Below are 10,833 nucleotides of genomic sequence, written 5' to 3' on the forward strand. Positions count from 1 at the left end.
TGCCGATTCAAAAAAGGGAGCTAAGTCAATGGAGGGAAATGTATTTGTCATAGGGCTGGGTCTCATAGGCGGATCTGTTTCCCTGGCAATTCGGAATAAGCATGAGAAAGCTTTTATTACCGGCTATGATATCGACGGCCGGAACCTTCGCCTTGCCAAGGTACTCGGCCTTATAGACAGCGAGGCATCCTCAATCAGAGAAGGGGCCGAAGCTGCGGATCTCATTATTATTGGGACGCCTGTCATTCAGGCGGAAGCCATCATAGAAAAGCTCTGCAGTTATGAATTAAAACAGAATGTTATCATTACGGATGTGGGAAGTACAAAAAAGGGAATCACCGAAACTGCCCTCTGCTTAAAAGAAAAAGGCTGTACCTTTATTGGGGGCCACCCGATGGCAGGCTCCCATAAGAGCGGAGCAATCGCAGCCAAGCCCCATCTTTTTGAAAATGCATTTTACTTGCTGACTCCTTACAAAGATACTTCAGAGGAGTCTGTTGACCGTCTCAAGAGTTGGCTTGCCGGGACCAAGGCGAATTTTCTAGTTGTATCCCCGGAACAGCATGACAGTCTTACCGGGGTGATCAGTCACTTTCCTCATATCATTGCTTCGGGACTCGTTCATCAGGCAAAGGATTATGAAGAAAAAGATGAATTAGTAACACGCCTTGCTGCCGGAGGTTTTCGGGATATTACACGGATTGCATCCAGTTCTCCTGAGATGTGGCGGGACATATTGCTTCATAACAAAAGGGTTCTGCTTCAGTTAATGGAAAATTGGCTGAATCAAATGGGGCAAGTAAAATCAGCCCTGGAACAAGGTGACAGTAAAGGGCTCTTTGAGTATTTCGCTGTGGCCAAGCAGTTTAGAGATGATCTTCCTGCCGGCTCACAAGGAGCCATCCCTGCTTTTTATGATCTGTATATCGATGTACCCGATTATCCTGGGGTCATTTCAGAGATAACCGGGTATCTGGCGAAAGAAAAGATCAGTATCACCAATATTAGGATCCTGGAAACCCGGGAGGAAATTTATGGAGCGCTTGTGGTGAGCTTTCAAAGCGATCATGATCGGAAATTAGCCGAGGATTGCATCCGTCATCATACCAGTTATGAAACATTTTTAACCTAAGTATGTTTATTGAAAGGAGGAGCAGAATGGAAAGCATTACTTTAAGTTTATCGGGCGCTTCGTTACAGGGAGAAGTGGAAATACCCGGCGATAAGTCTATATCGCACAGGGCTGTAATGTTTGGGTCGCTGGCTGAGGGAGTGACCACTGTCCGGAATTTTCTTCCTGGCTCCGACTGCCTGAGCACTATTGACTGCTTTAGAAAGCTTGGAGTCCGCATCCACCAGGAAGGAAGCAATGTGACCATCACGGGTAACGGATTTAGAGGATTGCTCGAACCCCAGGAACTGCTTGATACTGGAAACTCAGGAACTACAACCAGGCTTATGCTTGGAATTCTTGCGGGACTCCCGTTCCATTCCGTCATGGCTGGTGATTCTTCCATTGCCAAAAGGCCGATGGGCAGAGTCGTGAGCCCTCTTAGGGAGATGGGGGCTGTGATAACAGGCAGGAGCGGGGGAGAATATACCCCGCTCGCGATCAATGGCTCAAAACTGAAAGGAATTCGGTATGAGCTTCCTGTAGCAAGTGCCCAGGTAAAATCAGCTATTCTGCTCGCGGGCCTTCAGGCCGAGGGAGAGACTGTTGTAATCGAAAAATCCAAAACCAGGGATCATACGGAAAGAATGATCGTGCAATTCGGCGGTGCCATCGATGTAGATCAAACAGTCATTAAATTAAATGGGCCACAGGTATTAAAAGCGGCAGACGTGCATGTCCCTGGAGATATCTCTTCTGCGGCATTTTTCCTGGCAGCTGGTGCTGTCACACCCCACAGCACGATTGTTTTGAGGAATGTTGGTCTGAACCCTACAAGGGACGGTATCCTTGAAGTTCTGAAACGCATGGGTGCAAAGATGACGATCAGCCGGACAGAAAGCGAAGCTGCCGAGCCTGTCGGGGATATAACAATTTCCTCATCCGAATTACAAGGTGTGGAAATCAGCGGGAACCTGATTCCAAGGCTGATCGACGAAATTCCGATCATCGCCCTTATTGCTACTCAGGCGAGGGGGAAAACAATCATTAGGGATGCAGCCGAGCTAAAGGTGAAGGAAACAAATCGCATAGATACCGTTGCCGGAGAACTGGCAAAGCTTGGTGCCAAGATTACTCCTACAGAAGATGGATTGATTATTGAAGGTAAGACATCTTTGTCAGGAGCCGAAGTTTCAAGCCATGGAGACCATAGAATTGGCATGATGCTTTCAGTTGCTTCACTTATTACAGAGGGAGAACTGGTTTTACAGGACCCGGCCTCCATTAATGTTTCATACCCTCAGTTTTTTGAGCATCTAAATTCACTTGCAGGCAGTAATAAATAGTTTTGTGAAAGACCGGCGGTTTGAAGCTGGTCTTTTTGCCGGTTTTTGTGAGGTTTTTTGGCATATAGTTTGTCCATCCCTGCATAGCATATCTTATAAACCTTTTTAGAGTTGATTTTGATGTATGCTATTTAAAGGATATTTCATTACAGGCGGAGAATTAAGCTTTAAACTATTCCTGATAAACGGGCCAGGATTTGCAAATGGAAATGAAGTGCAGAATTATGATAGACTAGTGGTTACAGTTTTGAATAGAAAATAATTCGAGCCGCCGGTAATACTGATCTAAGCGGCGTTAAGGGCAATGAACCGGTTGCAGTGAACTCAGGTTTTTTTGCCGGGTCGTAGCGGAATGGCTTTTCGAATGCGAGGGAAATAAAGATGAATGTTCAAGGAATTTTGCGAAAATTTAAAGATGGTGAATTGGACCACATAGAAGAACATATAAATGATATAAAAAACCACGGCAGCGAGGATGAACTTCTGGAGCTTGCAGAAGGATGTACAGCCTTTGGATTTATGGAGGAAGCAAAAGAGTTATATGAACAATTGCTAAAGCTGTATCCAGATGAAGGGGAGCTCATCGTGTCCATCGCAGAAATCCTTACCGAATTGGATAAGGAAGATGAAGCACTTCTGCTCCTTGAAAAAGTCAGCCCGGAAGATCCGTCCTTCCCAAGTGCCCTTCTTCTGGAAGCGGATTTGTACCAGATGCAGGGTATGGACGAAGTAAGTGAAAGGAAGCTGCTGACAGCGAAAAAACTTCTTCCTGAGGAAATCATTATTGATTTTGCCCTGGGTGAGCTTTTCTATCAGCAAGGAAAGTTTAATGAAGCACTACAAAGCTATCAAACCGTGCTAAAGCAGGAAACTGAGATTTCAGGAGTGAATATCAATCAGAGAATTGCAGATAGTTTAGGCTCGATCGGACAATTTGAAGAGGCCCTGCCGTTTTTTGAAAAAGCACTGAAGGATAAACTGGAAATCAACCTGCTATTTGAATATGGATTTACAGCTTATCAGGCAGGCAATTACAAGACGGCTGCAGAGAAACTGACAGAGTTAAAGAATCTTGACCCTGAGTATCACTCACTGTATCTGTATCTGGCAAAATCCCACGAGCATATGAATGACCTGGACGAAGCATTATCTGCTGCAAGGGAAGGGATCAGGCAGGATGAATTCAATAAAGAGCTAAGCCACTTTGCCGGCATGATGGCTTTGAAAAAGGGCCATGAAGATGAGGCAGAGAACTTCTTTAAAAACGCGTTGGCACTCGACCCCGGTTATATGGAAACCGCGCTTAACCTTTTAAAGCTTTATCTTCACCAGGAAAAATACGAAGAAATATTGGAAGTTGTCGATTCCGTAAAACAGTATGGAGAGTATGATCCCCAATTTGACTGGATTCTGGCATCAAGCCATCTGGCTCTGGAAAATTACAAAGAAGCTGCTGATTATTTCACTGAGGCTTATTCTTCTTTTAAAGATAATCAGGACTTTTTAGAAGAATACGGATATTTTCTAATAGAAGAAGGAAAAACGAAGGATGCTGCCGAAATATTTAGTAAGCTACTCAGCCTGCAGCCGGCAAATGATGAATACATCCTTACCCTGGAACGATTGAATGAGAGCATGCTTTAAGAAATCCTTTTCCGCTAAAGGAAACTCAATAAATGAAATAAGGAAAAAGGTCTTACTGATCGGGCATGAGCCAAATGAATCGGCATAGCAAGTAAAAATATTAGCTACAGAGGAGGGAATCACATGCACACCCCTGTTTCTGTTAACGAGAAAAAAGAATTTATCCGTTGGTTTCTAAATCACTATCAGCTGAAAAGACGGGAATGTGTCTGGATATTAAATTATTTAATCAGCCATGATCAGCTGATGAAAAAAGTTCATTTTGTGGAACAGGCGAATTTATGTCCAAGAGGTTTGATTATGTCGACACATTGCGTGGATGAAGCACCTTTTAGATTTTACAAGGCTAATATTATGACAACCGATGCTGAGAAGTCATTTCATGATATCAGGCTGAACCGCGATGAGGAGATTTACATCCAGCTGAATTTCAGGGCAGCTTACTCCTCCCATCAATATGCAGCTGTTTTAGAGGAAAACCCCTTCATGCCAAAAAACTCCCTTTCCAACGAGAAGGACAAAATTTTGGCTGAGCAGTTCCTGGAAACCTCCCTGGCAATGTTTCAAAGGGATAAACTGATGGAACTCATCGACAGGGCATTGGACCAGCAGAATGAAGAGGAATTTCACCGGCTGTCTGCCCAATTAAAAAATTTAAAGAAACATTAATATCAAAGATAAAGGGTATCAGAATATTTTTCTGAAACCCTTTTTCTATATGTAAATAAGTCAGCTGCCGTCCATATTTTATCCATTTGATATGTGCGCATTAAAAGGACAGGTTTTGAACGCAATCCGAAATGCACAGGTGTGGCTTTGAGAGTTTAGAAGACTAAAAGTCTGTTTTTATTCTTAATGCTCAATGTAAAAATTACATGTTACAATGTACATAATCAAGAGGCTGATTCCAGCCTGAAAATGAAAGCATCGGGAGTGGTATACATGAAATGGGTACAAAAGGATATTGAAATGTTTCAGGAGGCAAGAGAGCATATTGATACAGTCTTGGTTCCCATGATTGGAATCGATATGGGAACAGGCATGAAGCAGTCTGCACAGATGCAGGAGTTCCTCGCCATCCTGGCTTCCGAAATTGAAAGGCAGTTCAAAGGGAGAATGATTTTGCTGCCGCCGTTTACATACTGGCCCCCTTCAGATTCTCTCACTCTTCAACATTCTGCGTTATCATGGAAGAATAGCATCCTTGAAGAAGGATTCAAGCATGTTTTCTTTATCACATGCGACAGCCTATGGCGGGGGAATGAAGGGGAACTCGGAGGTTCCTTGATATGGATCCCATCCATCCCGCTCGAGGGTCTTGATGACCATTATAAGCGTGAATTGATGAGCGGGCAGGTCAGTCAGATTGCAAATGTTTTTGCACAAAAATGGTTAGTTGAAAAATAGAAAATTTTGTGAACATTAAATCTTTGGTATATCTTTAATCATTTACCAGATTATTGACCGATTGGAAATATTGATATATCATTGTAATGTCCTAGTTTTATAGCTTTTTACTTTTTTGATTGGTCATTAAAGACCCAGTTTTCGGATAGAGGGGGGAAAATGTATGAGCAAACATCGAGTTTCAAGACGTCAATTCCTGAATTATACGCTTACTGGTGTAGGCGGTTTCATGGCGGCGGGAATGTTAATGCCGATGCTCCGATTTGCAGTTGACCCTGTATTGGAAGCGTCTGCAGGCGGGAATTTTGTGGCTACCAAGCAGAAGGTTGCCGATCTTACGGATAAGCCGACCCGTGTGAATTTTTCATTCACTCAAAAGGATGCTTGGTACGAGTCTGACGTGACCAATATTGCTTGGGTTTACAAAAACAATGATGGAAAAATTGTTGCCCTTAACCCAACATGTAAGCATTTGGGCTGTACAGTGGACTGGAATACCAATAAGGATCATCCTAATCAGTTTTTCTGTCCTTGCCATTTTGGGCGTTATACCAAAGATGGAACAAATGTACCAGGGACTCCACCTCTTAAGCCTTTGGATATGTACGAATACAAAGTAAAAGATGGAATCCTTTATCTTGGGGCTGTAGTTCCGCATAAGGAGGCGTAATCATTGTTAAACAAGATTTATGATTGGGTTGACGAACGGTTAGATATTACGCCGCTGTGGCGCGACATTGCAGACCATGAAGTGCCTGAACACGTAAACCCCGCACACCACTTCTCAGCTTTTGTATACTGTTTCGGGGGATTAACTTTCTTCGTCACTGTCATCCAGATTCTTTCAGGAATGTTTCTAACCATGTACTATGTGCCGGATATTAAAAATGCCTGGCAGTCTGTTTATTATCTCCAAAATGAAGTTGCTTTTGGACAAATTGTCCGCGGAATGCACCACTGGGGCGCCAGCCTGGTTATTGTCATGATGTTCTTACATACTTTGCGTGTTTTCTTCCAGGGAGCATATAAAAAGCCTCGTGAATTAAACTGGATCGTTGGTGTGTTAATATTCTTTGTTATGCTTGGTTTAGGTTTTACAGGTTATTTGCTGCCATGGGACATGAAAGCGCTATTTGCGACCAAGGTAGGTCTTCAGATTGCTGATTCTATTCCATTGATAGGTCCATATGCAAAAACTTTGCTTGCAGGTCATCCATCCATTGTAGGAGCAGAAACACTTACCCGTTTTTTCGCCATTCACGTGTTCTTCCTTCCAGGAGTTCTGCTTGGATTAATGGCTGCCCATTTCTTAATGATTCGTAAGCAGGGTATCTCAGGACCATTGTAAAAGAATTTGCGTATACATCTATTTTAAGGGAGGGGGACTCACATGCATCGTGGAAAAGGCATGAAGTTCGTCGGAGATTCACGTGTTTCCGCCGTAAGAAAACCAAATATTCCGAAAGATTATTCGGAGTATCCTGGAAAAACGGAAGCCTTCTGGCCGAACTTTCTATTAAAAGAATGGATGGTCGGCGCGGTTTTCCTAGTTGGCTATCTGTGCTTGACGATTGCTCATCCATCACCGCTTGAAAGAATTGCAGATCCGACCGATACTGGATACATTCCATTGCCGGACTGGTATTTCCTATTCTTATACCAATTACTGAAATATACGTATGCCTCAGGCCCATATAATGTAATCGGCGCGCTGGTCATACCAGGCCTCGCGTTTGGAGGCTTACTGCTTGCTCCTTTCATTGACCGGAGCCCGCATAGGCGTCCTTCCAAGCGTCCGGTCGCTACAGGCTTCATGCTTTTGGCGCTGGCAGCTATCGTTTACCTTACCTGGTTCTCAGTTGCGACGCACGATTGGAAAAAAGCAGAACAGCAGGGTAAGATTGTTGAGCCTGCTAAATTCGATAAGAGTGATCCTGGATATGCAGTTTACCAAAAGCAAAGCTGTATTGGCTGTCATGGGAAGGAACTTACAGGCGGAATAGGACCTTCATTGGTTGGGAACGGATTGAAGCCTGAGGAAATCGCCCAAATTGCCCATAAAGGGAAAGGGTCCATGCCGCCCAACCAATACAAAGGCAGCGAAGAAGATTTGAAAAAACTTGCTACCTTTATCTCTAGCTTGAAAAAGTAAGTCAATGAAAGCTGGCACTTTGCGCCAGCTTTTTGTTTTGCCGGTTCAGGCTTAAAGCTGTTTAATACTCCATAAAAGTCTTAAATAATGGGATTGATCAAAAAAGAGCCTTTGTTATTTAAGTCTTCTAACCGTATACTCAGGAAGGAGATGATTTTTCCCAATTGCCCGCTCCTTTCTTTATTCTGGAAAAGGGGACTTGAAATTAAATCACGAAAGTAGGATTTTTATGGCGTATCTGTATTCTATATTGGCGAATAAAAATGTATTATGGCTCCTTTTTATTGTTAACCTGCTGGGTACGGCCTATGGATATTATTGGTATGGATATCAGCTGGCAGAGACTCCGGCCATTTTTCTTCCCTTTGTTCCTGACAGTCCAACAGCAAGCTTGTTTTTTGTACTGGTCCTGCTGGGTTTTATCTTAAAAAGGAACTGGGGCTTATTCCAAGCCCTGGCAATCATGACTCTGTTTAAATATGGAATATGGGCAGTAGCCATGAATCTTTTCCTCTTAAAAGTACAGGGGACCCTCGACTGGACTGGATATATGCTAATGGCTTCTCATGGAGCCATGGCAATCGAAGGGGTGTTGTATTCTCCCTTCTATAAGATTAAAAAATGGCATTTTGCTGTAGCCGCCATCTGGACCTTGCATAATGAAATGATTGATTATGTGTTTTATCAGATGCCCAACTATGGAGTGTTGATGAGATATATGCAGGACATCGGATATTTCACTTTCTGGCTTAGTATTTTATCCATTTTTATTGCCTATGCTCTCGGCTATCGCATGAATAGAAAAACCTACCAGATCTGATGAGAAAGTTCTATACATGTCCCTCCTTACATAAATTTTAGTATATGAGGAGGGGCATTTATGTTTAGAGTAAAATTTCTGCTTACAGCCATTCTTTTAGTTTTACCTGTCTCGAACGTCTTTGCGGAAGGCAGATCACTTGAAAAACTGGATCAGATTGCAGACGAAGCCCTGCAGCTTGTAAAAAGCGACCGCATTCCTGAAACAGCTTCGGTCTTAAAGTACTTTTCAAGCCAATTCCTGTCTATGACACCGAAGGATTATCCCTTCAGCATGGACGAGCAAAGAACCATTACAGTCTCTCAACAGGAAGCATTGAGGACTGTTCAATCCACTTCCACCCCTCTAAAAGATAAAATCAGCGCCGTTACGACTTTCAGACTTTTAATAGATGCGATTTCTTCCAACCATCAGCCGATGTGGACAGAAATGGAAGGACGTATGATGGAAACCTTCAACAGTGCAGAAGAAGCTTTAAGGAAAAACGATAGAGAGAAATTTGAGGAGGACTTCTCCCAGCTGTTATCCGAATACAGCCTGATTCACCCTTCTCTTCAAGTAGATATTGCACCTGAGAAAATTCAAAAGGTGGATGCGAAATTTAGTTATATGCAGCAGTACGATCCTTTGGCGATGGAGGCAGAAAATACTCCTGAAGAAATGGAAGCTCTCCGGGGGGATTTAAAATCCATTTTTGAAGAAGTTAAGAAAGATGAGACTGACCCATCCCTTTGGTGGGTAATGATATCTACAGGGAGTATTATCATCCTGACCCTCTCATATGTCGGCTGGAGAAAGTATATAGGAAGCAAAGAATCGGAAAACACTCGAAAAGAGCGGAACGATTGACACTACAAGAAGGGAAAATTAAAATATAGTAAACCATTCATTATGATGAAAGGGGAACAGCATGTTAATTTACTTCATTCTCATAATTCTGGTGCCTCTGTACGCACAATTTAAGGTAAAGAGCACCTATAATAAATATTCCAGAGTTCATAATTCCTCCGGCCGAACTGGCGCCCAAGTGGCGAGGTCCATTCTGGACAGCCACGGCCTTTATCATGTGGGAGTAGAGGAAACACGCGGTTTTTTAAGCGACCATTATGATCCTAGATCCAAGACGGTCCGCCTTTCGAGCAGCAACTTCCATGGCTACTCTCTTTCCAGTGCCGCTGTTTCTGCCCACGAAGTTGGCCATGCCATCCAAGATCAGCAGAACTATGCTTTTCTAAGATTCCGTCACGCCTTGGTTCCGGTAGCAAACATTGGTTCAAACTTCTCGTGGATTCTAATCCTGATCGGCATCTTTGCCCATTTATCAGGCCTGTTGCTGCTGGGGATTGTTTTCATGGCTCTGGCAGTGTTGTTCCAGGTCGTCACTCTTCCAGTGGAATTCAACGCATCAAGCCGTGCAATGAATGAAGTTGTACAGCTGGGACTGATTCACAGAGATGAAGAGAGGGAAACAAGGAAAGTCTTGAACGCGGCAGCACTGACTTATGTCGCTGCAGCTGCTGTAGCAGTGCTGGAGCTGTTGCGTTTGGTATTCATTTATACCGGCATGACGAGAGATGAATAAAATTTACAAAAGGACAGTCAGCTATTGCTGGCTGTTTTTTCTGGTGTATATTTAGTTCAATGTTAAATTGTTCAATATTAAACTAATTATATAGGAAAGGAATAGGATGAAGAATGGACTTTAACGATGAAAAGGTAAAAAAAGCTGCTGAACTGATCCAATCATTTTTGAATGTGATCAAAACTACTACAGATTTTTCCCGGCAGAATGCCGAAAGTTTAGGGTTGAGCCTGCAGCAAATGTCTATCATAAATATATTGTTCTCTTTTCCTGGATCAACGCTCAAAAATGTGACGGAAAAACTTTCTATTTCAAAGAGTACTGGAAGTATAAGCGTTGACGGATTGGTAAAATCCGGTCTCGTGGAGCGATCGCTGTCTGAAACGGACAGGAGGGAAATCAGTCTGAAGCTGACTCCAAAAGGAGAAGAACTATCGAAGAAATCGCAGGAAAATGCTTATTCCTATAAAGCCATGATGATAGCACTGGAGCAGTTCAATGATCAGGAAGTGAGCTCGCTTCTTAAGATGCATCATGAATTATTATCAGGGCTAAAGGCTGTTCAACTATAAAAAAGAATGTTAGTTTTTTAGATGAAAATGGCTGTGAGAGGTAACCCCGCCACAGCCGTTTACTTGTATAGAAATGCACCGTTCCAGGCCATGGGAAGAAAGGCGCTTCCCACGGCCTGCTCATCTTATGCTGGTCGGGCCTCTGCCTTCCAACTAGTTGTATTTTTCTGTATATTTATGATTTACATTGTGATCTTCC

At 43.1% G+C, this 10,833-nt stretch carries 12 protein-coding genes; all 12 read left to right on the forward strand.

Features of this window, described 5'->3' with window-relative positions; all coding sequences use genetic code 11:
- Window positions 1–28: 28 nt before the first annotated feature.
- The 12 genes from H539_RS0118980 to H539_RS0119035 all read left to right on the forward strand — a co-directional run bounded on the left by H539_RS0118980 (window position 29) and on the right by H539_RS0119035 (window position 10,634).
- Window positions 29–1,132: a prephenate dehydrogenase gene (locus H539_RS0118980; protein ID WP_026694830.1), complete on the forward strand. Its 1,104-nt coding sequence runs from the start codon at window positions 29–31 to the stop codon at window positions 1,130–1,132.
- Window positions 1,133–1,158: 26 nt separating this feature from the next.
- The gene (gene aroA, locus H539_RS0118985; protein WP_026694831.1) at window positions 1,159–2,457 is read left to right on the forward strand and encodes a 3-phosphoshikimate 1-carboxyvinyltransferase; all 1,299 of its coding nucleotides are present in this window, start codon (window positions 1,159–1,161) and stop codon (window positions 2,455–2,457) included.
- Window positions 2,458–2,838: 381 nt separating this feature from the next.
- Window positions 2,839–4,101 carry a tetratricopeptide repeat protein gene (locus H539_RS0118990; protein ID WP_026694832.1) on the forward strand — a complete coding sequence of 421 codons (1,263 nt, stop codon included), beginning with the start codon at window positions 2,839–2,841 and terminating at the stop codon, window positions 4,099–4,101.
- A gap of 123 nt (window positions 4,102–4,224) precedes the next feature.
- On the forward strand, window positions 4,225–4,770 hold the full coding sequence (locus H539_RS0118995; RefSeq protein WP_026694833.1) for a ReoY family proteolytic degradation factor: 546 nt from the start codon (window positions 4,225–4,227) through the stop codon (window positions 4,768–4,770).
- Window positions 4,771–5,043: 273 nt separating this feature from the next.
- On the forward strand, window positions 5,044–5,508 hold the full coding sequence (locus H539_RS0119000; RefSeq protein ID WP_026694834.1) for a YpiF family protein: 465 nt from the start codon (window positions 5,044–5,046) through the stop codon (window positions 5,506–5,508).
- Between the two features lie 163 nt (window positions 5,509–5,671).
- Window positions 5,672–6,178, forward strand: a complete 507-nt coding sequence (locus tag H539_RS0119005; protein ID WP_026694835.1) for a Rieske (2Fe-2S) protein — start codon at window positions 5,672–5,674, stop codon at window positions 6,176–6,178.
- A gap of 3 nt (window positions 6,179–6,181) precedes the next feature.
- Window positions 6,182–6,856, forward strand: a complete 675-nt coding sequence (qcrB, locus tag H539_RS0119010; protein ID WP_026694836.1) for a menaquinol-cytochrome c reductase cytochrome b subunit — start codon at window positions 6,182–6,184, stop codon at window positions 6,854–6,856.
- 42 nt (window positions 6,857–6,898) lie between these two features.
- Complete coding sequence (locus H539_RS0119015; protein WP_026694837.1) at window positions 6,899–7,660, forward strand: menaquinol-cytochrome c reductase cytochrome b/c subunit; 762 nt, start codon at window positions 6,899–6,901, stop codon at window positions 7,658–7,660.
- A 229-nt stretch (window positions 7,661–7,889) separates the two neighbouring features.
- Complete coding sequence (lhaT, locus tag H539_RS0119020) at window positions 7,890–8,480, forward strand: lipoprotein heptaprenylglyceryl N-acetyltransferase LhaT (protein WP_026694838.1); 591 nt, start codon at window positions 7,890–7,892, stop codon at window positions 8,478–8,480.
- 60 nt (window positions 8,481–8,540) lie between these two features.
- The gene (gene ypjB / locus H539_RS0119025) at window positions 8,541–9,329 is read left to right on the forward strand and encodes a sporulation protein YpjB (protein ID WP_026694839.1); all 789 of its coding nucleotides are present in this window, start codon (window positions 8,541–8,543) and stop codon (window positions 9,327–9,329) included.
- Between the two features lie 61 nt (window positions 9,330–9,390).
- Window positions 9,391–10,062 (forward strand): zinc metallopeptidase, encoded by a 672-nt coding sequence (locus tag H539_RS0119030; RefSeq protein ID WP_026694840.1) that lies wholly within the window; start codon window positions 9,391–9,393, stop codon window positions 10,060–10,062.
- A 113-nt stretch (window positions 10,063–10,175) separates the two neighbouring features.
- The gene (locus H539_RS0119035; protein WP_026694841.1) at window positions 10,176–10,634 is read left to right on the forward strand and encodes a MarR family winged helix-turn-helix transcriptional regulator; all 459 of its coding nucleotides are present in this window, start codon (window positions 10,176–10,178) and stop codon (window positions 10,632–10,634) included.
- Window positions 10,635–10,833: the final 199 nt, after the last annotated feature.

The sequence above is a fragment of the Peribacillus kribbensis DSM 17871 genome (assembly GCF_000430765.1).
Classification (GTDB): Bacteria; Bacillota; Bacilli; order Bacillales; family DSM-1321; genus Paraperibacillus; species Paraperibacillus kribbensis.

Coding starts and splice junctions, on each gene's coding strand:
- H539_RS0119000 (WP_026694834.1), top strand. CDS start 5,044: ATGAAATGGGTACAAAAGGATATTGAAATGTTTCAGGAGGCAAGAGAG.
- H539_RS0118980 (WP_026694830.1), top strand. CDS start 29: ATGGAGGGAAATGTATTTGTCATAGGGCTGGGTCTCATAGGCGGATCT.
- H539_RS0118990 (WP_026694832.1), top strand. CDS start 2,839: ATGAATGTTCAAGGAATTTTGCGAAAATTTAAAGATGGTGAATTGGAC.
- H539_RS0119005 (WP_026694835.1), top strand. CDS start 5,672: ATGAGCAAACATCGAGTTTCAAGACGTCAATTCCTGAATTATACGCTT.
- H539_RS0119035 (WP_026694841.1), top strand. CDS start 10,176: ATGGACTTTAACGATGAAAAGGTAAAAAAAGCTGCTGAACTGATCCAA.
- aroA (WP_026694831.1), top strand. CDS start 1,159: ATGGAAAGCATTACTTTAAGTTTATCGGGCGCTTCGTTACAGGGAGAA.
- ypjB (WP_026694839.1), top strand. CDS start 8,541: ATGTTTAGAGTAAAATTTCTGCTTACAGCCATTCTTTTAGTTTTACCT.
- H539_RS0119030 (WP_026694840.1), top strand. CDS start 9,391: ATGTTAATTTACTTCATTCTCATAATTCTGGTGCCTCTGTACGCACAA.
- lhaT (WP_026694838.1), top strand. CDS start 7,890: ATGGCGTATCTGTATTCTATATTGGCGAATAAAAATGTATTATGGCTC.
- H539_RS0118995 (WP_026694833.1), top strand. CDS start 4,225: ATGCACACCCCTGTTTCTGTTAACGAGAAAAAAGAATTTATCCGTTGG.
- H539_RS0119015 (WP_026694837.1), top strand. CDS start 6,899: ATGCATCGTGGAAAAGGCATGAAGTTCGTCGGAGATTCACGTGTTTCC.